This window comes from Selenomonas ruminantium subsp. ruminantium ATCC 12561 (assembly GCF_000424065.1).
GTDB lineage: Bacteria > Bacillota > Negativicutes > Selenomonadales > Selenomonadaceae > Selenomonas_A > Selenomonas_A ruminantium.
Genome location: NZ_AUJE01000014.1, coordinates 1 through 22,715, shown reverse-complemented (window position 1 = coordinate 22,715; position 22,715 = coordinate 1). Strand labels below are relative to the sequence as shown.

Annotated in this window: 22 protein-coding genes; all 22 read right to left on the bottom strand. The window is 36.4% G+C overall.

Annotated elements, in window-relative coordinates:
* Positions 1 to 75: 75 nt before the first annotated feature.
* Positions 76 to 1,311 carry a polysaccharide biosynthesis C-terminal domain-containing protein gene (locus G598_RS0106595; RefSeq protein ID WP_026766277.1) on the bottom strand — a complete coding sequence of 412 codons (1,236 nt, stop codon included), beginning with the start codon at positions 1,309 to 1,311 and terminating at the stop codon, positions 76 to 78.
* A complete protein-coding gene (gene wecB, locus G598_RS0106590) occupies positions 1,308 to 2,480 on the bottom strand; it encodes a non-hydrolyzing UDP-N-acetylglucosamine 2-epimerase (protein ID WP_102012090.1) in 1,173 nt (390 codons plus the stop codon). The genes G598_RS0106595 and wecB overlap by 4 nt, the downstream gene beginning before the upstream one ends.
* Positions 2,481 to 2,491: 11 nt before the next feature.
* Complete coding sequence (locus G598_RS0106585; RefSeq protein WP_026766275.1) at positions 2,492 to 3,568, bottom strand: polysaccharide biosynthesis protein; 1,077 nt, start codon at positions 3,566 to 3,568, stop codon at positions 2,492 to 2,494.
* 204 nt (positions 3,569 to 3,772) lie between these two features.
* Positions 3,773 to 5,182: a lipopolysaccharide biosynthesis protein gene (locus tag G598_RS0106580; protein ID WP_026766274.1), complete on the bottom strand. Its 1,410-nt coding sequence runs from the start codon at positions 5,180 to 5,182 to the stop codon at positions 3,773 to 3,775.
* 21 nt (positions 5,183 to 5,203) lie between these two features.
* Positions 5,204 to 6,247 (bottom strand): acyltransferase family protein, encoded by a 1,044-nt coding sequence (locus G598_RS0106575; RefSeq protein ID WP_157833289.1) that lies wholly within the window; start codon positions 6,245 to 6,247, stop codon positions 5,204 to 5,206.
* A gap of 22 nt (positions 6,248 to 6,269) precedes the next feature.
* Positions 6,270 to 7,373: a DegT/DnrJ/EryC1/StrS family aminotransferase gene (locus G598_RS0106570; RefSeq protein ID WP_026766272.1), complete on the bottom strand. Its 1,104-nt coding sequence runs from the start codon at positions 7,371 to 7,373 to the stop codon at positions 6,270 to 6,272.
* A gap of 84 nt (positions 7,374 to 7,457) precedes the next feature.
* Positions 7,458 to 8,453 (bottom strand): 3-oxoacyl-ACP synthase III family protein, encoded by a 996-nt coding sequence (locus tag G598_RS0106565; protein WP_026766271.1) that lies wholly within the window; start codon positions 8,451 to 8,453, stop codon positions 7,458 to 7,460.
* 12 nt (positions 8,454 to 8,465) lie between these two features.
* Positions 8,466 to 9,212, bottom strand: a complete 747-nt coding sequence (locus tag G598_RS0106560; protein WP_026766270.1) for an SDR family NAD(P)-dependent oxidoreductase — start codon at positions 9,210 to 9,212, stop codon at positions 8,466 to 8,468.
* Between the two features lie 6 nt (positions 9,213 to 9,218).
* A complete protein-coding gene (locus G598_RS0106555) occupies positions 9,219 to 9,434 on the bottom strand; it encodes a phosphopantetheine-binding protein (protein ID WP_026766269.1) in 216 nt (71 codons plus the stop codon).
* A 23-nt stretch (positions 9,435 to 9,457) separates the two neighbouring features.
* The gene (locus G598_RS17270; protein ID WP_245582774.1) at positions 9,458 to 10,033 is read right to left on the bottom strand and encodes a GNAT family N-acetyltransferase; all 576 of its coding nucleotides are present in this window, start codon (positions 10,031 to 10,033) and stop codon (positions 9,458 to 9,460) included.
* A 24-nt stretch (positions 10,034 to 10,057) separates the two neighbouring features.
* Entirely contained in the window at positions 10,058 to 10,468 is a 411-nt protein-coding gene (locus tag G598_RS0106545; protein ID WP_026766268.1) for a sugar 3,4-ketoisomerase, read from the bottom strand.
* A 57-nt stretch (positions 10,469 to 10,525) separates the two neighbouring features.
* Positions 10,526 to 11,458, bottom strand: coding sequence for a glycosyltransferase family 2 protein (locus G598_RS0106540; RefSeq protein WP_080656970.1), 933 nt, complete (start codon positions 11,456 to 11,458; stop codon positions 10,526 to 10,528).
* Between the two features lie 23 nt (positions 11,459 to 11,481).
* Positions 11,482 to 12,819 carry an O-antigen polymerase gene (locus G598_RS0106535; protein WP_026766266.1) on the bottom strand — a complete coding sequence of 446 codons (1,338 nt, stop codon included), beginning with the start codon at positions 12,817 to 12,819 and terminating at the stop codon, positions 11,482 to 11,484.
* Positions 12,820 to 12,938: 119 nt separating this feature from the next.
* Positions 12,939 to 13,757 carry an HAD-IIA family hydrolase gene (locus G598_RS0106530; RefSeq protein ID WP_026766265.1) on the bottom strand — a complete coding sequence of 273 codons (819 nt, stop codon included), beginning with the start codon at positions 13,755 to 13,757 and terminating at the stop codon, positions 12,939 to 12,941.
* A complete protein-coding gene (locus G598_RS0106525; RefSeq protein ID WP_026766264.1) occupies positions 13,754 to 14,500 on the bottom strand; it encodes a phosphocholine cytidylyltransferase family protein in 747 nt (248 codons plus the stop codon). The genes G598_RS0106530 and G598_RS0106525 overlap by 4 nt, the downstream gene beginning before the upstream one ends.
* A gap of 1 nt (position 14,501) precedes the next feature.
* Positions 14,502 to 15,515 (bottom strand): iron-containing alcohol dehydrogenase family protein, encoded by a 1,014-nt coding sequence (locus tag G598_RS0106520; RefSeq protein ID WP_245582772.1) that lies wholly within the window; start codon positions 15,513 to 15,515, stop codon positions 14,502 to 14,504.
* Positions 15,516 to 15,568: 53 nt separating this feature from the next.
* On the bottom strand, positions 15,569 to 16,600 hold the full coding sequence (locus G598_RS0106515; protein WP_026766262.1) for a glycosyltransferase: 1,032 nt from the start codon (positions 16,598 to 16,600) through the stop codon (positions 15,569 to 15,571).
* A 2-nt stretch (positions 16,601 to 16,602) separates the two neighbouring features.
* Positions 16,603 to 17,904, bottom strand: a complete 1,302-nt coding sequence (locus G598_RS0106510) for a glycosyltransferase family protein (protein WP_026766261.1) — start codon at positions 17,902 to 17,904, stop codon at positions 16,603 to 16,605.
* An 18-nt stretch (positions 17,905 to 17,922) separates the two neighbouring features.
* On the bottom strand, positions 17,923 to 19,101 hold the full coding sequence (locus G598_RS0106505; RefSeq protein WP_026766260.1) for a CDP-glycerol glycerophosphotransferase family protein: 1,179 nt from the start codon (positions 19,099 to 19,101) through the stop codon (positions 17,923 to 17,925).
* Positions 19,102 to 19,168: 67 nt separating this feature from the next.
* Positions 19,169 to 20,599, bottom strand: coding sequence for a GumC family protein (locus G598_RS0106500; protein ID WP_051180029.1), 1,431 nt, complete (start codon positions 20,597 to 20,599; stop codon positions 19,169 to 19,171).
* Positions 20,600 to 20,657: 58 nt separating this feature from the next.
* Positions 20,658 to 21,749: a glycosyltransferase gene (locus tag G598_RS17265; protein WP_037363447.1), complete on the bottom strand. Its 1,092-nt coding sequence runs from the start codon at positions 21,747 to 21,749 to the stop codon at positions 20,658 to 20,660.
* Positions 21,750 to 21,810: 61 nt separating this feature from the next.
* The coding region (locus G598_RS0106490) for an exopolysaccharide biosynthesis polyprenyl glycosylphosphotransferase (RefSeq protein ID WP_026766258.1) at positions 21,811 to 22,715 on the bottom strand (905 nt) is incomplete at its 5' end.

Sequence of the window (22,715 nt, the reverse complement as noted above, 5' to 3'; positions counted from 1 at the left end):
AAAGCACCTCCCAATATTATGGCAAAAGTCACGAAATAACCTTTACTTTATAACAGTGTCATTTCTTTATAAAAATCAAACCGGTTCAAAAAACGTATCCGGTCTATTGGAATCAAACAGCTCATTAGCCCACATAACCGTCACTAAATTTTCCGTTTCGGACAAATTGATAATATTATGGGTATATCCCGGAAGCATATGAACTGCCTGTATTTTCTCACCACTAACTTCAAATTCGATAACTTCATCCGTACCGATTTTTCGTTCCTGTATCAAGCCATGACCAGCAACCACAATAAAGAACTCCCACTTGCTGTTATGCCAATGCTGTCCTTTGGTTATTCCCGGTTTGCTGATATTCACCGAAAACTGACCATGCTCAGCGGTCTTCAGCAGCTCCGTAAAGCTGCCACGATCATCGCAGTTCATCTTTAAATCAAAAGCGACTTTCTCCTTTGGCAGATAGGACAGATACATGCTATATAGTTTCTTGGCAAGGCTGCCTTCCGAAATTGCTGGCATGATAAGATTCTGCGGCTGGTCATGGAAGGTATGCAGAAGTTCCACAATCTGCCCTAACGTAGCCTTATGCGTAACCGGAGCATAGCAATAACGTCCGGATTCAGTTGGTTTTGCCGTCAAACCATCATACACAATGCCGTCAATCCCTTCTCCTGTTTGGGGATACTCACAGCGCACTGCCTTACCTTCAAGCAAATCATACATAACTTCCAGCAGGTCATCAATGAACAGCATTTCCAGTTCTACGGACGGATCATTTACCGTTATCGGCAAATCATGGGCAATATTATGGCAAAAGGTTCCTACTGCAGAGTTGTAGTTTGGACGCACCCATTTGCCAACCAAATTGGGAAAACGATACACATAAACAGGCGCACCTGTTTCCTCGCCATACTGGAAGAACAACTCCTCCCCATCCCGCTTGCTCAGACCATACTCCGACGTTCCAAAACGGCCAGCCAGCGTTGCCTGCAATGAAGAACTCAGCATCACAGGGCATTTGTTATTATGTTTTTTCAACGTATCGAGCAGGACACTGGCAAAACCAAAATTCCCTGTCTTAAATTCTTTCGGGTCTTTGGGACGGTTTACCCCTGCAAGATTAAAGACGAAATCACAGTCAGCACAAAACTGCTCCAAATCCTCTACCGTATTCTGACGATCATACTCATAAATCGCCTGAATGGATATGTTAGGCCGCGTTCTATTCTTTCCAGCCTGAATATTTTTCAAGTTCTCTACAAGATTACGGCCGACAAAGCCTGCCGCGCCTGTTACCAGTATCTTCATACGTCTTTTCTCCAAACCATCTTATTAACCACGCCAACATAGGATTGAATGAGTTTTACGACCTTATCCGACACGTTGATGTCCGTATAATCCGGCACGGGTATAGCGCCACCATTTTTCTCAGCCTTTACCATCTCTACCGCCGTATCTACAGCCTGCAGCAATCCCTTTTCATCAATTCCGGATAGGATAAAACAGGCCTTATCCAACGCTTCCGGCCGTTCTGTCGAGGTGCGGATGCAAACTGCCGGAATCGGCTGTCCTATAGAAGTAAAGAAACTGCTTTCCTCCGGCAAGGTACCGGAATCCGAAACAACCGCAAAAGCATTCATCTGCAAACAGTTATAATCATGGAAGCCCAGCGGTTCATGCTGAATTACACGCGAATCCAGCGTAAATCCGGAAGCCTCCAGCCTCTTCCTGGAACGCGGATGGCAGGAATAAAGAATCGGCATGTCGTATTTTTCGGCCATGCGATTAATAGCCGTAAAGAGACTCGTAAAATTCTTTTCCGTATCAATATTCTCTTCGCGGTGAGCAGACAGGAGAATGTATTTGCCCTTCTCCAAGCCAAGGCGGGCATGCACATCCGATGCCTTGATTGCCTCCAGATTATTGGTCAGCACCTCAGCCATGGGCGAACCGGTTACATAAGTGCGTTCCTTCGGCAAGCCGCAGTCCGCCAGATAACGGCGGGCATGCTCGGAATAAGCCAAATTCACATCACTGATGATATCCACAATGCGCCGATTCGTCTCCTCCGGCAGACATTCATCCTTGCAACGGTTGCCGGCCTCCATATGGAAAATGGGGATATGCAGACGCTTGGCACCGATAACGGACAGACAGGAATTCGTATCGCCCAGCACCAGAACCGCATCCGGCTGCAGTTCTGCCATAGCCTTATAGGACGATGCGATAATATTGCCCATCGTTTCGCCCAAATCATTGCCCACCGCATTCAAATACAGTTCCGGATCTGCCAGGCCTAAATCCTTAAAAAATACCCCATTCAGGTTATAGTCGTAATTTTGTCCTGTATGTACCAACAACGTATCAAAATATTTGCGGCACTTCTTGATTACAGCAGCCAAGCGGATGATTTCCGGACGCGTGCCCACAATAATCATCAGCCTGATTTTGCCATTATTTTGCCATTTTGCTTCCATGATGCCCTCCATTACGCTTCCACAGCATGTGGACGTCCTTCCAGCTCTTCCTTCACATAGTCTGTCGTCATAATCTTTTGCACAACGCCATCTACATCCAGTCGATTGGTATTATGGGAAGTATACGCCTCATCACCTTCGGTAAGGACATCCCCCTGCACATAGAACTTGTCATAATTAAGTCCACGCGCATCCGGGCTGATACGGAAATAATCGCCCATATCCGTAGAACGCAGGCGTTCCTCACGGGTCATCAAGGTTTCATAAAGCTTCTCACCATGGCGTGAGCCAATGATTTTCTTCTCCGTCTGACCAAAGACTTTCATTACACCATCAGCAAGGTCACCAATCGTGCTGGCATCCGCCTTCTGGATGAACAAATCGCCCGGTTCAGCATGCATGAACGCAAACGCCACCAAATCCACTGCTTCATCCAGATTCATCAAAAAGCGGGTCATGTTCGGGTCGGTAATGGTAATCGGCGCCTTCCGCTTAATCTGGTCAATGAACAGAGGAATAACCGAACCACGACTGCACATAACATTGCCGTAGCGCGTACAGCAAAGAACCGTACCGCTACGGTCAAAAGCAGCCTGCGCCCGGGCACCAACGACCTTCTCTCCCAACATCTTCGTTCCGCCCATCGTGTTGATGGGATATGCTGCCTTATCTGTAGACAGGAAAACAACCCTCTTTACTGCATTTTCCACTGCCGCCGTAATCACATTATCCGTACCAATAATATTCGTTTTCACCGCTTCCATGGGAAAGAACTCACAGGACGGAACTTCTTTCAAGGCTGCGGCATGAAAAACATAATCCGCACCATACAAACAGTCGCGTACAGAAGAAATATTCCGCACATCTCCTACATAAAACTTCACCTTCGAAGCATATTCAGGATATCTTGCCTGCAACGTATGCCGCATGGTGTCCTGCTTCTTCTCATCTCGGCTGAGAATACGAATCTCACCTAAATCAGAAGTAATAAAATGCTTCAACACTGTAGAACCAAAAGAGCCTGTTCCACCGGTGATAACTAAAGTCTTATTGGAGAAAGACTCAACTATAATATCTTTTTTTGACATATAAAGCTCCATTCCATCGCTGTCGCTAGCGACATAAATATACACGAAAAAACAAAGATACGACTTTCCTTTGCTAAGTATGATCTTAAATCGATACACTACTTTGGAAACCACTTTCGTTAATGGCTATAAACGTGTTTCCGAACCCCCTGCCAAGATTATTCCTTTTTTTATCAATAAAAGCACTCCCTTCTAAAGGATAAGCTATCGCTTCATCAGCAGTCCAAATTCATGTCTATACAATACTAATAATATTACAGACAAAAACACAGCAGAAATTAAACTCATCCCCAATTCATTGATAAAGCACCAACGCCAGATAATGAAATACAACGCCATAATACCAACCGAGACTAGAAACTTTTTCGATATGATTAATAAATGCATCTTTATAAGCAATGCCGAAGCTAAAAATACTGTCAATACATAGCCACACAACGTAGCAATGCCAGCACCTTCCACACCTAATATAGGAATCAACAAATAGTTGAATACTACATTCGATAATGCCCCCAATGTCAACACAACCGTTCCCGGCCAAGTTTTTTTGACCACCAAAAACTGATTAGCAATCACCTGATAGAGCATCAACAATAACGGTGACAAAAACAAATATGGTGAAACGATATAGCCTGCGACATATTCTCCTGTAAATATCAGTTCATAAAATTCTTTACTGATGGTACAAATAAACATACAGGAAATAAAGGATATAATCCCCAAATACTCAAAAACCTTAGAATTGGATTCTACTTGATTTTTTTCCTTCATCGTCGAAAAAGCAAAATATTGCCAACCACCAGCAAATGCCTGGTAAATAAATTGACTAGCCATCCCCAGCTTGGAACCAATGGAATAAATACCATTAGCCTGTACACCAATCATATTAGAAATCATCAAACGGTCAGCAGAGTTAAATACCCAATAAACTAGAAAAGTCGGTGCCAATGGTACGGCCAGCTTCAACATATTTCGTAAATATTCACCATGAAATCTATTGAAAGAAAAAAATTGCCGATTCATATAGGCAAAAGCACCTTCAAGAAGGAAAGAAGACACAATTCCCGCCAAGGGCAGAGCAACAAGATAATGTCCAGCAAGCAATAGCGGTATAGATACTGTATAGCCAATGATTGGTGACAAAGTGTTCGTTACCAAAAAGACTTTTCGCTTATTCTGCATCCGAGTTGGCGCTGAAATTATACCGTTAGTCGCTCCGAGCAAAGTAGCAATTGCTGTTAAATATACCAATAGGCCATATTGTTCATCTGCAAATACCCAAACAGCGATTTCCTTTTCAAACAGAATCATCAGCAAGAATATCGCAATCGATGTTCCTAAAGTAAAAATAAACGCCGTAGAACAAATATCCTTCCTATATTCTTCATCATCTTTTTCAAAGAAATAGCGAAACATGGCATCGTACATTCCCAGGATTGCAATCGCTGTTCCAAAGGAAGTTATCGTATTGGATAAGTCAAACAAACCATAAAACGCAGGGTCAGGCATAAGTCTGGTGATAATTGGTAGCATTATCAGCGGAATCACCTTGCTAATAACGCTGCCAAGGCCATACACCAGAAAGTTTTCTATAAAAAGTTTAAATTTGTTCATTTTCCTAACACAAACTTGTATTTATTTTTCCTCAACTTTTATGATTGGGAGTTTATCTACTACAACTGCGAATAGATGTTTGGACATAAAATTCCAAATCATCATAACCACCACAGAAACAACATATATCCCCACTAGACATACAGACAATAATAACATAACATAACAAAACGAATCTTCAATCGGAACATATTTTCCAATCCAGATTAAAAAATATCCATGAATCAAAAAGCATGTAAATGACGCTGGAGCAACAAAATTTATAAACCTCTGTTTAAAATCCATCTTAGCAAATATCATAAATATTATGCACGCTTCTAAAATCACTAATGGGCTACTATAGTTATAGGCTGATTTAGGCAAAATTTCATGCCAAATGAATATAGCAACTATAGAAGATATTACTGATATTTTCAATATACTATTATTTATTTTTTTTACTAAATCACTTTTTCTTATATAAACACCCATTGTATATATAAGCATAAAATTGATTACAGTATATCCTTCTATAGATCCTTTTATAGAAATAGAATTTAGCCCCATAAAAGTTTTGCCTAATACTTCTTCCAACACATCTATTAATGTAGGATATATCGAAAATACACACATAACTATCCATATAAATTTTTTCATACATGCTTTACTCAACCTATCCATAACTATATTTATAAACGGAGCTATGAACATTAAAGCAACATATAATATCACATAGTAATTGACTGGCAACAACGAACCTATTATTCTTTTTATTTGCCATGAATCATGCATAATACTCCCTAATACAGCAAATATAAAACTAAAGGCACTTGTTTGTATTATAAGATTTACTAATCTACTAACATTTACTTTTCTGCTATTTGCACTACAATAACCACTAATCAAAATAAACACATTAACCGCACATACACATATTGCTTCTAGTATTAGCAATACTTTTTGTGTTAATCCTGTAGTTAAATCCACTACATGCAAGTTCCAAAAATTAAAGTGGAGAACTATAATCGCTAAACCTGCAAAAATTCTTAAAAGTTCAATAGCAGAATTACGCTCTGTCTGTAACATATATTTCCCTATGTCAATCATTTTATTTGCTAAACTTATTCAGCTTATTAATCACATAATCTACCTGCACATCAGTCATTCCATAGTACATCGGAATACTTAACACCGTCCGGCTGATTTCTTCAGCGATTGGAAGTGTCCCTTCGGAAATCTTTAATTCTGCATATGCCTGCTGCATATGCATGGGAATTGGATAATGTTTCACTGTATGGATGCCATTATCAGCCAAATATTTCTCCAGTTCATCTCTTTTTTCGCAACGGATTACAAACACATGATAAATGTGCTCATAAGTTTCAGATGTTGCCAATGGCAGTTTAATCAGCGGATTCTTGATTTCTGCCAAATATCTTGCCGCAATCTTACGGCGATTTTCATTCCATTTGTCCAAATGCGGCAATTTTACCCGCAAGAAAGCTGCCTGCATTTCATCCAATCGGCTGTTTGTTCCCTTATAAATATGATGGTACTTATAATCGGAACCATAGTTGCCTAAAGCACGCACCTTTGCCGCCAGTTCATCATCATTCGTAGTTACGCAGCCGCCATCGCCCAATGCACCAAGATTTTTGCCGGGATAGAAGCTGAAGCCTGCCGCATCGCCTAATGCGCCTGCCATCTTTCCCTTATACTTAGAACCATGCGCCTGAGCAGCATCTTCAATAACTTTTAAACCATGCACTTTCGCAATACGGTTGATTTCATCCATATCACAGCAACGTCCCTGTAACTGTACAGCCATAATCGCCTTGGTTTTCGGCGTAATCGCGGCTTCAATTCGGGACGCATCAATGTTAAACGTTTCCAATATCGGCTCCACAAACACCGGCGTTGCACCTGCGTAGGAAACAGCTAATGCCGTAGCAATAAATGTATTAGACGGCACAATAACTTCATCGCCTGCGCCAATGCCATAAGCCTTCAAGACCAGATAAAGCGCATCCAAGCCTGTAGCCACGCCAATACAATGCTTCACACCTACATACTCGGCAAACTCTTTTTCAAAAGCTTCCAGTTCCCTGCCCTGAATAAACCAGCTGTTATCCATAACCTTCTTATAAGCCGCATCCAAATCAGCACGAATTTCATCATGCATCGGACGTAAATCTGCAAACGAGATTTCCATAATCGTTTTCCTCCCAAAAATTACTGATTTCAATGTGAAGTTATCTAATACCCTTACGCTAGTCCGCTATAAATATTGGGGCTGTTATAAATATTTTTCTTTCGTCAAATCAATGACGCCCCCAGCCCAGGACAAGCCTACGCCGAAGCCCATGATAACCACATTTTGCAGGATTTTATCTGCATTAGCTTTCAGCATATCTTCCAGCGCAAGGGGAATGGAACTGGACACGGTATTGCCATATTCAGCTACGTCATTCCAATAGGGCACATCAAGCAGGTCACATTTTTGCTGCAGGTATTTGAGCATGAAGTTGTTTGCCTGATGGAATACATAGTAATCTACGTCTTCCTTGGCTAGTCCAGCTTCCGCCAAGACATTCTGCAAGGTTTCCGGTACGACTTCCAACGAAAATTCGCTGATAGCCGAACCAACCATCTGCAAGTGATAATTATCCCGAATATTGTTGTATTGGTCAGTAGTTTCCTTTTTGTCTACGCCATAGGGATTACGCATGCCGCCAACAGGAACAATAAGGTTTTCTGCCCCGCTGCCATCGGTACCATAATGAAGTGCCCGAATGCCAGAAGTTTCACTTTCCAAACCTTCTATCCATACGGCACTGGCACCGTCACCAAACAAAGGCGCAGTACTGTGATCCTGCGGGTGAATATGCTTGCTATAGGTTTCCGCTGTAATAAGCAGCACATTTTTAGCCTGTCCGGATTCGATGAATCCTTTAGCTATGCCCAATCCATAAACAAAACCAGAGCAGCCTAAATTATAGTCAAAAGCTCCAATATGCTTAGACAAGCCTAATCGATTCTGCAGTAGGCAGGCTGTCGGCGGCAGGATATAATCCGGAGATTCCGTACAAAAAAGCAGGAAATCTACCTTGCTTCTATCCAACCCCTTAGCAAACAGCTTTTCTGCAGCCTGTACCGCCAAGTCCGAAGCCAGTTCCCCTTCTGCTGCAATATGCCGCCGCAGAATGCCTGTCTTCTTGGTCAAACGATTTTTCTCATTTTCCTCAACCTGTTCGGGCAAAGCGTATGCCAGCCCTCTGATATATGCCTTCAAAATAAAAACTCCTTATGCCAGATAACCACCGTCTACTACAACGTTGGTCCCCGTAATCCATGTAGCCCGGTCACTAAGCAGGAATAACACCTGTCCCGTGACATCTTCCGGCTTGCCTACACCTAAGAGTTCACGCTCCATAATCGATGCCATGTCCGTAAGCTCTGCCGCTTCTTTGGTCATATTGGTCTGCACCCAGCCGGGCAAAATAGAATTGACACGCTGACCACGGCGGGCTATTTCCTTAGCAATGGATTTCACCGCACTGTTGACGGCCATCTTTGCACTGCTATATGCAAACTTCCCCTTCTCTCCAGCAATAGCATCTACTGAAGAAAACAGCACATAACTTGCTCCTTTTTCAGACACAGCTGCTTTGGTACAAATTTGCAAAAAATCCATACCCGCCCAAAAACTTACATCCATTATTTTTCGGGCCATTTTACTGTCATGCTGCTTCAAGGGCGTTATCCCTAAAATGCCAGCTGCATGAATACCGCCATTTAATTTACCTTTCGCCTGCACAAAATTACAGACTGCCTCGCCCACTTTTTCTTTATCACAGACATCCACAGCTGCAATCGTTATACGCTCTGGAAACTCTGCCTGCAAAATTCGCAGCTTTTCCTCCCGGCGGGCAACAGCTAATACATCGGCACCAGCCAAGGCTAGTTCCCTTGCTATAGCACAGCCCATACCTGAAGACGCACCAGTGACCACAAAACGACAGCCGGTAAAATCAAAAGTTACCTGCCCCATACTCCATCAACCTTTGACCAATGCATAAAGGTCAGCCACCGTTACGGCTTCACGTACCTGTTCAGCAGACACCTTTTTGTTATAGCTCGTATTTGCCATCGAAATAAAGCTAACAAAGCTTAAAGAATCCCAGTCTTCCAAGTCGTCCAGCACCGTATCCATAGCCAGCGTTTCTTCCGTATCGATGGTTTCTGTTAATTCTTCAATAAATTTCTGTTCCATTGTAAATACCTCCAAAATAAACTTTAAAATAAAGATTCCTGTAAATCTTCATACAAGGATTTTCTAACCTTTTGATACATCTCCTTAGTGCGGTAATATTCCCGCTGATGCAAATTGTTTACAAAAAGCTCATGTGGATACTGTATTTCACCATAATTTTCCACAAAACCAAGCATTTTATTCAAACGAATCGCTTTGCGGTTATCCTTAACCACATGGATGTGCATCATATCCACAGATTGATAAAGATAATCCGACAATAGGAAAAAGCCTTCCAAGAAGCCTGCATGATTGCGATATTCAGAATTGCCTAAGAGCAACCTCCCCAATATGCAGCGCCGCTTCTCCCTGTCCATATCCGTCCAACCTAAAGTGGCAAAAGGTGTTCCATTCTCCTTGTCAATAAAAATCATCAGACCCTGCGTATCATCCTGCAAATACCGATTCTGATACCAAGCTGTCTCTGCCTCCAAGGTCAATTTCTGTGGCTGATTCAGAAACTTATTGAGTTCTTTATCATTACGCCAATCAACAACTTCAGAAAAAAACTCAGGCGAAAGTTCCTTCAAAATCACCTTATGACCAATTAACTCCGGCACCCTGCTCAAACCACCATCTCCCATTCACTTCTCAGGATGTTCCTTAACAAACTTCAAAAACTCATCATAATCACGGATATAATCACGTTCATCATAAAGTTCTGAAGCAAATACCAGCAAGACTGCGTCAGAAGAAAAATCAAACATTTCTCGCCACATATTATTGGCTACATACAGCCCTTCATACGGCTTTTCTAGCGGAACAACCTTCTTTTCCTTCCCATTGTCCAGCCGAATCTTACAGCTTCCGTGAATGCATACCAATATCTGCTCCAACTGCTTATGCGCGTGATGTCCCCGCACCACACCTTCTGCAGTGTCGTACATATAATAGACACGCTTGATTTTGAAAGGAATGTCCTTAAACTCCTCTAAGGCAATTAATTGCCCACGGTCATCTCCATGGGGCTGGAATACATATTTAATTACTTGCATTTTTCCTCCTAAAACTTTAATTTTTACAACTCACGCATTAAGCATATACTGTGAAATTTATTTTTGTTTTAATAAAATTTTTGCTAATATATAATCACTGGATACACCAAATATTTTACTAACTATTTTACAGCACATAAATATAATATTTACATACCATAACCTAATTGGTACACTCAATCCCCAATTAGTATTATTTTCAACCAAATATAGCTTAAGTTCCAAAAACTTTTTTAACAAGTTTATCCCTTTTATTTCACCTATATAATCCCCCCTAATCAAATCTTCAATTAGCAAAAGTTTATCTTTATTTAATAATTTATTTACTTTTCCTCCTCCCACCACACCTTTTTCACCATAGATAATAATATTTTCATCTATAAAGCCTATTTTTTTCCTCTTATATACTAAATCCATTATTTTAGGATAATCTTCCATTAATATATATCTCTCATCAAATAGATTATTTATTAAATAGTCTTTTCTCCAATACAATACAGAACCAGAAATAAAATTGTTTACGGCCAACCTCCCCCACAAAAGATTATTGTCACATTTATTCATTAACTCAATATCTTTTTTATCAGGATATACCCTACCACTAATTTTTCCTTTTCTTTTTGCAAAACATACATCAACTTGATTTTCCTCAAAAAAATTGACTATATATTCTAACGAATGTTCATCACAGAACACATCATCCTGAGATAATGGGACTATAATATCACCAGAACAACGCAAAATTGCTTTGTTATAATTTTTTACTGTCCCACAGTTTTTATGATTAGATTCTACGCTAACATCTATATGTATTTCTGAAGCTAGATCCATTATATATTTTAAATCAAAATTATCAGATCCATCATCCTGTAAAATCACTTCATAGTTATGATAATTTTGTTTTGATATAGATTGAAAATTATACTTAAGGTTATCAAATTTTTTATACAATAACACAACAATACTGATTTTTATATTATTATTCATCATACGCCTCCCCCATATTAAATTGATTAAAATTTTATTTTAATTTTTGACTTTCCAAAATAGTACCAATATAGCAATACTATCATTATTATCGTTAAAATAAAATATACTGTTATAAGATAATTTATAATATTTGCATAGAAAGAAAACGCAACTGCATAATATAAAAAACTATAAATTATTAAAGATTTATCACGTTGATACCCTCTATATGTATTTTTTATATTAGCATTATAATAATATGACAATAACAAAAAAACAATAAAAACGAACAACATCATACCCAAAATGTCAAAATCAATCAGTGCTCGCCCAAATATAGTATCAACATTTCCTCCTACTCTAGTTACTGGATCTACTATATAAAATTCTCGATTACTGCACATAGGCAAATTACTTACTAATCCAAAATCAGTTAAGTCCTTCCAAACACTAGGAAACGAATTTTCCCCAAAATAATTTGATTTTAGATTATCCAACCCCAACTTGATTTTCTCATTAAGTACTATCCACGACGAACCGATATAAAACTCTAGATACTGAATAAATCCATATGCTTTATTCTCAGCTAAATTAGTAGAAGCTTTCACTATAGAACGCAATGCAAAAAACAAAAACAGAAGCCCCAACATAGGTATTGCAAAACGTTTCAATATCATTTTTATTGTTTTATTTTTCCTTTGCCATGAATGTTTTTCGTTATTTAAAACAACAAAATACACAAAAAACGAGATTACCAATCTAAAAATTTCAGTTCTAACACCAGTAAAAATAGAACAAACGCAACCACAGATAAATGGCAAAATATACATAATATCCGTTTTTTTAAACTTATTCGACATACAATTATTTACAAATATATAATTATTAACATAAGCAGCAGCCATTATGTATTTTATTCCCTGCCTTAGATAAAAATTGCCTGACACATTTTCATCGCCCCGCACAGCAGCAATTACACCAAATCCAACAGCATTTAAGCTGCTTCCTAACTGAATAATATCTCTAACATACAATATAGTCAAAACACACGCCAAGCCTATAACCACAATACGTTTTTTCTTTGACAGCTCAATACGTGTTATTCCTAAATTGAGGTTTATACGTTTTTTTTTCTTTATCCTTGCTCCGATCTCTCCACCAGCAATTATGCCTACATACCCTAATATTATTATCAATAAATATTCTCCGCTTATATAATTCCCCCAAGAGTCATTTCCACTAGTAGCAAACAAAAGAGAAATCGAAAAAAATAAAAAAACTCCAACTACTGGATTAGCTAAATCATATTTACATTTATAATACTCTATCGAAAATAAAACTATGGTAATTACAAATAATATAATTAAATATAGATTATTCATTATTTCACTCCACATATTTTCGCAAATAAATCTAGCATACTTTATTCACCATTTTATTAACCATATACTTTAGTACCCTGCCATTTAATTGTCAAGTCAACAGTTTAATGTATGATATATTACTTTTTTAGTATATTGGCAATATCATACACGCTTTCAAATGTATATGAAGGCTTGTTTTCACTGTTTATTATTCTTTCAACAGTAGCTTCCCCAGTTAACACACAAATCGCTTGTACACCAGCATTCAAACCAGCTGCTATATCAGTATATAAACGATCGCCAACAACCACCGTGTCATTCGATTCAATACCAAATTTCTCCATAACAATCTGAACCATCGTTGGTTCAGGCTTTCCTATGAATTTAGGCCACTTTTCTGTTGCATTTTTAATCATTAAACAGATAGAACCACAATCAGGAATAAAACCAAAAGATACGGGACAAGCCCAATCTGGATTTGTAGCAATATAATCTACATCTTGTGTACTAAGAATCTCACAGGTATTACGCACTTTTTCTGTGGTTAGTTCCATATCAAACCCAATCAGTACAATATCCACAGGTTTTACCTCTTCTGTCACGTCAATACCTGCATTACCTAGTTCCTCCACAAAACTTTTAGTTCCTTGACAATAAACTTTTGCTCCTGGATAATTTTGTTTCAAGTATAAAATAGCCGCTTGTGAAGATGTAAAAAAGTTTTCAATATCTGCACGAATCCCTAGTTGATTAACTTTTTGGATATAGTCAATAACAGACTTCGAAGAATTATTTGTAATGAAAACATAACGACCACCTTGCTCTACAATTGCATCCAAAAGATTAAATGTACCATCAAACACATGGCCTTCTTCATATATGGTTCCATCCATGTCAAATAACCATAATTTTTTATTTTTAAGCTTGGATGAATCCTTCCCAAAATAATCTCTCATTTTTCATCCCCAAAAAGCTTTTCTGCCGCAGCTAGATCGTTATGATTGTCAATTTCAAGCCATCGACCATCCAGTGGACAAGCTTTGAATATCACATCAGAAAAAGCATCATTCAAGGCAACTTCCGACCACATTTTGAACTCTTTTTTTCTCTCGATATAGTCACAGCATCGCTTGTAAAATGCTTCTCCACCGTCACTGCCAAACTTATAAACATCTATGGAACACCCTAATGCTTCGTCAGGCTTTATTTGTTTTGATATAGCAATCAAACGACCTTTGTCCTCCATAACTTTCATTGATTCATCAATATATCTTCCCAAGTCAACAACCACAAGATTATCCAAAGAACTTTTTTCCAAAGCCGTAATTACAGAAGTATCAAAAAATACATCTGCATTCATCATATAAAATGGTTTAGTGCAGCCATTTGGAAACATACTCTTTATTCCAATATATGCAGAATACATATTGTTAGTAGTTGCATAATCTCTAGATTCAATTATCGTTACTTCTGGAAATTTCTCATGTACTGCTTTTTGCAAATAATCTGCTTTATATCCCGAGACAATAGTAATATCATATATACCATTTTCTTTTAAATTTTCAATTTGCTTAAACAGGATTGGCTTACCATTTACCGGAACCAGTGATTTCGGTCTATCATTTGTAATAGGAGCCAAACGAGTTCCTAATCCCGCAGCTAAGATAAGTGCTTTATTATTGCTTACATACGAATCCATTTTACAATTCCTCCACAAGTTCTTTATATACATTTTTCAATTTATCAGAATCTAAATCAGCTTCATGAAGATATGTATATCGGTTATTTCGCATTTCTGTTGCATGCTGCATACAATAAACGAAACTGTCCTCTGAAATTCCCATATGCTCAGGATTCACATCCACTTCAAATTTTTTAAGATAATCTATAACTTCAGTAGGATCATCACCGATAATCTTTAAAACAGCAATTGTGCCCAAAGCAACATTAAATCCATGTAAGTTTTGCTTTTCACAATAATAATCTAAAGCATGCGAAAAGAGATGTTCCGATCCTGAAACCGGACGAGAACTGCCTGCGAAATCCATTGCAATTCCAGAAAGCACAAGAGAATTAGCAAGAACATCTATAAATTCAGGACAAATATGATCAAATTGTGTTTTCATAAGAGCATCTAAGGATGTACGAGACATCATATAGGCATAACCATTCATCTCATCTTTGCCATGCGATACCGCAAAATCCCAGTCTTTCAGTGCCATATAATTTGAAATAGTATCACCTATTCCAGCTTTGATAAGGTGTTTTGGACATGTAGCCATTAGCTTTGTATCCAAAATAATCATTGATGGCATAGCACATCCTAAACTCTTAGGCTTTTCATCCTGTCGTTTTAATACTGCTATTGGAGAAACAATACCATCATGAGCCATAGTTGTCGGAATCGATAAAAATGGACGTTTTGAAACAAAAGCTGCATACTTGCCCACATCAAGAGTCTTTCCACCGCCCATCGCAACAATACAGTCAATATCCGTTGCGATCACTCTTTCAGCAACTTCCATAGAATAGGCTATCGTATTATAATCAACAGATTGCTCCTTAATCTTTCCTACAGCTTCAATCTGAGGACGAACAGAAGCACCGTATAGCGAATCAACATACGGATCTGAAATATAAAGAATTTTTCCAGAAATATCAGCTGCTCTTAACGTTGACTCTATTTCAGAAATTTTTCCTGAACCAATTTTCAATATATTACTTTTCAACCTACTCACCCTTAATCAATTGAACTATTAATATATTATTAATTACTTTTTATTCTATATAAAAATTCAAGCAAAAAAACAGCAAAATAGTATTGTTCTTTTTTATATATAAAACTAAATAAATCCCAAAAAATATATTTTTTAGGTATTCTCGAAGTATCAGAATGCACACTTAACGACGTTGCAAACACGAAACCTCGAGAAGTGCCTGATTTTATCAAAAAATTAACTTTATCTTTTATACTGTTATTAAATCTACAAAATCTACAATATACATTCGAGTAAAATCTCAGCAAATACAGCTTAACAATTAATAGGTCATTTTTATCAAAATCCACTGTTAATTTAGAAACCTTATCTGCATAATACAAGTAATCACTTAACAAATCTTTATTATATTTAGTTATAGTGCTTATTCCTTTTCTAATATAATAATGATAATATGATTTGCTTGAAAAATATATTCTCTGACATTTTAAAGTATACTCAATATTAAACATTCCATCTTCATCACCATGTTTAAAATGTTCATCAAATCTAATATTATACTTATCAATTATATCTTTTTTGTATATACAATTCCAAATCGTCATCAAGCGTTTTTTATTATCTATATTAAAAAGGCACTCCATCATTCTCGATTTATCAGTCACTAGCTCTTCATCTATTTTTTGTGGTTCAACTGAACAGACATTACTATTTTCTATAAAGTAATGAATTTTTCCAAACGATGCTAGATCTACATTCTTTTCTTCAATAATTCTAACATAGTTTTCAATTAAATCTTTTTCTATCCCATCATCTTGATCTAAAAATATTAAATACTCACCCTTAGCATTATCTATCCCAACATTCCGTGAAGCACAAATCCCCTTATTAGATTGCGAATAAACACTAACTGAGCTATCATTTAGTGATATTTTATTTAATAAGTCTAACGAATTATCACTCGAGCCATCATTAATATATATTATTTCAAAATCCCTATATGTTTGTGCAACTAATAAGGAATACATTTTTTGTATAAAATGTTCTCCATTATATATAGGTATAATCACTGTCACTTTCATCTTTAATCAGCCCTATTTTTCATACTCAATTTAAAATCAGAAATTATCATTTTCTGTATCTCGCTAATACTATGATTCTTTTTACCACATTCCCATGCATTATTTGCATAATCACTTAACAATTCAGGTTGTAATATAATTTTCTCTAAAACATTATCAATAGTATCTAATTCATTTACTACTATCGCAGCATTGTTAGCTTTTAAATATTTCATTGACGCATTCTGACCACCAACTGCCAATATACACCTTTTCTGATACATATAATCAACAATTTTTGTTGAGAATGAAAGCATGCTGTTTTCTAATTTCACTTTATTTACCGGTTCTACATGGACTAAAACATGCGCTTTATCAGTTATTTCAGGAATTTTTTTCGAAGGAACAGCCCCCATTAAAGTAGACGCACCTTCAATATTCAGTTTCGCTTCCATTTCATTGCTAATAGGACTTAATGTATAAATATATAAATGTAATTTCCTATCATACTTTCCATTTAACTTTGCTATACTTTCTGCAATCATAGATAATACTTTCCATCTTTCATCCCCAATATTTCCCGTATAAATCATTTTAATTTGATTATCTACTAACAATTCATATTTTTTTTCAATATCAAAATCATAACCTTTTCTTAAAACCTTACAATCTTTTTTAAAAAATTTATTGTATTTGTCTCTCATATCTTCGGTTATAACATATAAAAAAGCACTATTAGTCACAGTTTTTTTTATATAATAGCGTTCTAAAAAAATTCTAATATAATAAATAGGCGATACATAATTTTTATTAATACTATACCAATCATCCCAAGGATAAGGTATTAAAACTGCTCCTGTTCTATTTTTAGCATACACCATCAATTGGTTTATTACAGGAATAAATCCCAATGTGCCAAATATAATATCTGGTTGAAACTCGTCTAAAAACTTATTCAAAGCCTTAGATTTCCACCCCCCCATGGAACTAATAATATCTCTACACAATAGAAATATATTCCATCTCAATCTTCTCATGCAATTATATGTATTAGAAAATTCAACTGGTTGCGTATCCATTGGATCATCCATTACAAAATATTTACCAACTTCCTTTCTATTTACTACACTCTTAATTAACTCTTTTTCGGATATTTGAAAATATTTATGTACTATATCATTTTCAGGCATTCCATCTCTTATATATATCTGTGCGAATTCTATTGAATCATTTAATCCATTAAATATATTTGAATAAGAATTACCAACACTTGTATCATTTCTCCATGGTGCATGTGTGATAATCAAAACACGTATTTTTTTCAACCTTATCATCCTCAAAAACTATAATCCCAGAAAATCAACTAGTCGTTCACAATGGTTACGATCATACTTATTTACAAGTTTTTTTACACGTTTTCTATGTTCTCTATATAGATCGACATCATTCTGTATATCATTCAACATGGAATAAAATTCCTTTACATTACTTATTTTGGGACCTGGAAGCATCTCATTAATATCATCAAATATAAAACCTCTACTTTTTAAATAATTCTCTTGATCATCAATTGTAAAAGCCATATAACGGTTTAAAATAATAAACTCATTATATATAGATGAATAATCAGTAATTAAGGCATCAAATTCTTTTATAAACTCATACAACCGAACCCCTTGAGATGTTATTTCATCATTAGTTATTATTTTTATTCTTTTGTAAATTCCCTTTTTAAACTTTGCCATTGGATGTATTTTTATAACCATAAGAATGTTTTTTTTATTTAAATATTCATCTAACATCTTCAAGCTATCATACGTATAAAAAATTGGCAATAAAGTTTCGTTATCCTCTCCTCCATCGTGAAATCTATCATCTATAGAATTGCGAAAAGTAGGCATCCAAATCACTAATTTATTATAGTCTTTCCGTATTATATTAAAACTATTCAATGTGTTTTTTTTCGAAAAAAAATAGTCAATTCTTGTAGCTCCGAGCACTTTGACCTTATCCAAATCGCACCCAAAAGCTTTTGCCATAATAGGTTTATACATTTCTGAAGATGCCAGCAAATATGTAAAATTGTCTAATCTCTCTTCTAGATATTTAGGATCTTTTGTATACTTACCTATTTTCTTAACAGGCATTCCATGCCATTGATTAACAACCACTTGATTTCTTGCTGGTTTGATCCTAAAATCACCAAATGAAAAAAATACATACTTTGATGTCATAAAAGCTAAAATACCTCTAATTGCTCCTACAGGTTTATAATTTGCAAATGGCGATTCCTTTTTCTGATTTGGTACACAACAAATCATCTTATATTTTTTTTCATATCCATGATTGATAAGATATGTATATAATGCTTCTGTGTTATCATCTAAAAATGTACGAGCCGAATCGTAAAAAAGCATCTGTCTTTCATTTTTAGGAATTATCATATTCAACAAAGAAAGCATCTTCGCAAACAACAGCATAGCCTTTCTAAAGATGTATTTATTTTTTAGTTTATTTAGCATTCAGACTTTCACCTCAATATCACACATCATAAAATCACCAACTAATTACCCCCTAAACAAAATATATTTAACAAGATTTAGTATCTGCTTTACATTCTCTCCAATAAACATACATTACCTTAAACAATGTCACTAAAAGGCCTATTACAAAACCTATTAAAGCATTTTTTCCTTTTTTAGGTGATGCTGGCATCTCTTCCAATGGCAAATTGGGCTGATCAACGACTTGTATATCCATTGAATCTTGTGCCGCCTTCATTTTCGCCTCTTCTTCTCTATCTACTAATTTAGAATATATCGATTGCTTCATAACGGCTTCTTGTTGTAAATCCATATAATTACGTACTTCTTCTGGAAAATCATCTAATTTATGTTGCTCCTCATTTTGTTTTTCCTTAATCGCTTGTTCACTTATTTCCGCAACCTTTAATTCAACTTCTGCATTAAGTTTTTTCCCTATCAATGCCGATTGCTGCGGACTCATTGCAGCCGTTTGTGAGGATACTATAGCATTAACTTCTTGGGATAAGCTTTCTCGCATTTTATTTAATTCAAGTTCAGCTCTCTTTACCGATGGATTATCATCCGTATACCTCGATTGTAAAGAAACCAATTCAACTTCTTTATTCGCAATATTTTGTCTCATTTCTCGTATAGTTGAATTATCATTAATTTGATACTTAATACTACCAATATTTAGATTAGATAACTGCTCATTTGAAATAGACAATTCAGTATTAGTTGCCAACTGTTTTGTCTTTAAATCAACTAATTTATTTGCATAAGCATCCATACGGCCTATTGCAATTTTAGCTTGTTCAGAGGGAGCATATATTCCATGCTCTTTTTGATATAAAGAAAACTTTTTTCCAGCCTCTGCTGCATCTTTATAAGCTTCTTTTATACGCTCATCCAAAAATTTTACTAACAATGATTGTTGTTTTTGATTCAAATCTGTTTGAAGTAACAAAAAATTATCTATAACAGACTGTGCTATTTCCTGGGCTTTTTCTGGAGTTTTTGCACTAGCCGTAACAGAAATCAAATTTGTTCCAGTAGTACTCTCTATTCTAAGATTTTTTTCTACCCACTTATCGTATTTAGCAATAGCCCGTTTCTTTGTTTCTTCATCATCATAATCCATATTAGCTATAATTGGCTCAATCACTGTACGACTTTTCATTAGTGCTATATAACTATCTACAACCGCATTACCACTCCCGCCGCTCATACTTGCCAATAGCGCAGATGCTCCCCCCGTATTTGCGGCCATCGACGTTTGTACTATAGCTGTAGATTCATATGTTTTTGGTAGAATAAAACTAGTCCCTAAAAATAACACTGCAAGTCCCAAAGAGCACTTCGCAGCAAAAGCACGACGATCCCAAAATAAACTTGCTATACGACTCATATCTATTTCAAATTCATCATTTTTTTCTTCTAAATTTTGTACATACAATATTTGGTTTTGCAATGTATCTCTATCTTTATTCATCATTAATTATTCTCCTTCTAATACCATATCATTTATACAACTTTCAAACATGATATACTACCTATTTTTTACTAAAGTTAATTTCCATATATAACTCCTCAGTTTTATTTATCATTTGCTCCGCCCGATATCGTTGCAAAAACGTTAATTTAGCATTTTTACCTAGCTGTATCAATTCTTTTTTTGACAATTTTTGCAATATACTTGTTAACTCTCCTTTTTTTAAAGAAAACAAGTATCCGTTTTTATTGTGTTGTATTATTTCTTTTAAAGCACCACAGTTACTAGCAATTACAGGAGTTCCATATTTCATTGCCTCTATTGCTACTAACCCGAAAGCTTCCCATCTCGAGGGCATAACTACAACATCCGCAGCTTTATAATATGCAGAAATTTCCTCATGAGAAACCCATCCTAAAAATTTGACATTATCATATCCATATTTTACCTTGTAGTTATTTTCTTTCAAAACACCTTCACCAATAACTGTTAGTTGTAAATCTGCACGACTACATTTGTTAAACTCCTCTAAAAGAATATCTATCCCCTTTTGTTGATCAAATCTGCCCACAAATAAAATATTTATTTTATCATCAGGCCAATTTATTTGAATTGAATTTTTTTCTTTCTCTTCCGAAATTCCGCTGTAAATAATCGACATTAGACTTTCATCGATTCCCCAACGTATCGCTTCCTCATATTCATTTTTAGACACATTAATAATATGATCTGTTTTTACAGATAATGTTTTTTCTACCCAAGCGTATATACAACATTTCCATTTAGACACAGTCTGCAAGAAAGACCAGCCATGAGCATTATACACAACTCTAAATCTCTTACGAGTAAACAACAAAGGAACTCGTACAAAAAAACCTGCCCATGTACTATGACAATAAACAATATCAGGTGCTACGCAATTTATTACTTTATATATGAAATATATTGCTTTTGGTATATTAGCTACACTACGTTTATACTCATAGTATTTAACTTGACATTCTGATAAACTCCAATTATGTTCAGATTTATAATCTGAACATAATATATAATTCTCTATATTGGAATTTTCATGTGCAACAAGCGTCTTAATGTATGTTGCCACACCGCCTTGAACATACTCACCAACATGTAAAATTTTAATTTTTTGCATAATTTCTCGCTTATAGTATTTCTAAAAGATATTCAAAAAACCCATCAACTACAATTCAAATTTAATATGCGCCCTTGCCTCTAAAAACTATCGTGAATGTCTTAGCAAAATACATTATATCAAGCCATATAGACCAGTTTCTTACATACCAAGAATCCATAGTCACCCTTTCATGAAAGCTAACGTCATTTCTGCCGCTCACCTGCCAATAGCCAGTGATTCCCGGCATACTCATGGTTATGGTACTGAGTTCCTCGCCAATATCTTCTTTCTCTCTGGGCAGGTATGGTCTTGGGCCGACCAAACTCATATCGCCCTTTATGACATTGAGTATCTGCGGCAGTTCATCGAGGCTGTACTTACGCAACCATGTGCCTGCCTTAGTAACCCGCGGGTCATAGTCGCGAAGTTTGGCATATTCCTTCCATTCCGCAGCGGCTTCCGGATTCTTGTCCAAATAGTCTTTGAGAATTTCATCGCTGTTGATATACATGGAACGGAATTTATAGCACTTGAAATTCTTGCCATCTTTGCCAATGCGGTCTGCATTGTAGAATACATTGCCTTTGGAATCCAGTTTTATGCATAATGCCAGGAACAGCAGTATTGGACTAATGGCAATGCCGCCTACGATGCTCAGTATCAAATCAAATAAACGTTTATAAATCCGGTTGCGCCGCAGGGCAAGATTGTTCTTCATATGCAGCATGAGAATTTCTTCACCGAACAGTGACTGAGCCTCTACCCCTGCCATTGGTGTACCAATTAAATCCGGCACATAAGACAGATTGCGTACATGGGGCTGGACAGTGGTTATGAGCTGCTGTAATTTGTCACGCTCCATCCCCGGGGCCGTGATGATTACGTTCTGTACATGGCTGTTTTCCACGACTTTCTCTGCTTCGCTGATTTTTCCCAGCAGCTTGTATTTGTCTGGGATTTTGTCGGAAATCGGATTATCGTCCA

Excerpts from the sequence above, each read along its gene's own strand:
- G598_RS0106560 (WP_026766270.1), bottom strand. The coding sequence starts at position 9,212 with ATGGGGCAGGTAACTTTTGATTTTACCGGCTGTCGTTTTGTGGTCACT.
- G598_RS0106575 (WP_157833289.1), bottom strand. The coding sequence starts at position 6,247 with ATGTTACAGACAGAGCGTAATTCTGCTATTGAACTTTTAAGAATTTTT.
- G598_RS0106585 (WP_026766275.1), bottom strand. The coding sequence starts at position 3,568 with ATGTCAAAAAAAGATATTATAGTTGAGTCTTTCTCCAATAAGACTTTA.
- G598_RS0106540 (WP_080656970.1), bottom strand. The coding sequence starts at position 11,458 with ATGATGAATAATAATATAAAAATCAGTATTGTTGTGTTATTGTATAAA.
- G598_RS0106515 (WP_026766262.1), bottom strand. The coding sequence starts at position 16,600 with ATGAAAGTGACAGTGATTATACCTATATATAATGGAGAACATTTTATA.
- G598_RS0106500 (WP_051180029.1), bottom strand. The coding sequence starts at position 20,599 with ATGATGAATAAAGATAGAGATACATTGCAAAACCAAATATTGTATGTA.
- G598_RS0106570 (WP_026766272.1), bottom strand. The coding sequence starts at position 7,373 with ATGGAAATCTCGTTTGCAGATTTACGTCCGATGCATGATGAAATTCGT.
- G598_RS0106595 (WP_026766277.1), bottom strand. The coding sequence starts at position 1,311 with ATGAAGATACTGGTAACAGGCGCGGCAGGCTTTGTCGGCCGTAATCTT.
- G598_RS17265 (WP_037363447.1), bottom strand. The coding sequence starts at position 21,749 with ATGCAAAAAATTAAAATTTTACATGTTGGTGAGTATGTTCAAGGCGGT.
- G598_RS0106545 (WP_026766268.1), bottom strand. The coding sequence starts at position 10,468 with ATGCAAGTAATTAAATATGTATTCCAGCCCCATGGAGATGACCGTGGG.
- G598_RS0106555 (WP_026766269.1), bottom strand. The coding sequence starts at position 9,434 with ATGGAACAGAAATTTATTGAAGAATTAACAGAAACCATCGATACGGAA.
- G598_RS0106580 (WP_026766274.1), bottom strand. The coding sequence starts at position 5,182 with ATGAACAAATTTAAACTTTTTATAGAAAACTTTCTGGTGTATGGCCTT.
- G598_RS0106505 (WP_026766260.1), bottom strand. The coding sequence starts at position 19,101 with ATGCTAAATAAACTAAAAAATAAATACATCTTTAGAAAGGCTATGCTG.
- G598_RS0106525 (WP_026766264.1), bottom strand. The coding sequence starts at position 14,500 with ATGGATTCGTATGTAAGCAATAATAAAGCACTTATCTTAGCTGCGGGA.
- wecB (WP_102012090.1), bottom strand. The coding sequence starts at position 2,480 with ATGGAAGCAAAATGGCAAAATAATGGCAAAATCAGGCTGATGATTATT.
- G598_RS0106535 (WP_026766266.1), bottom strand. The coding sequence starts at position 12,819 with ATGAATAATCTATATTTAATTATATTATTTGTAATTACCATAGTTTTA.
- G598_RS0106530 (WP_026766265.1), bottom strand. The coding sequence starts at position 13,757 with ATGAGAGATTATTTTGGGAAGGATTCATCCAAGCTTAAAAATAAAAAA.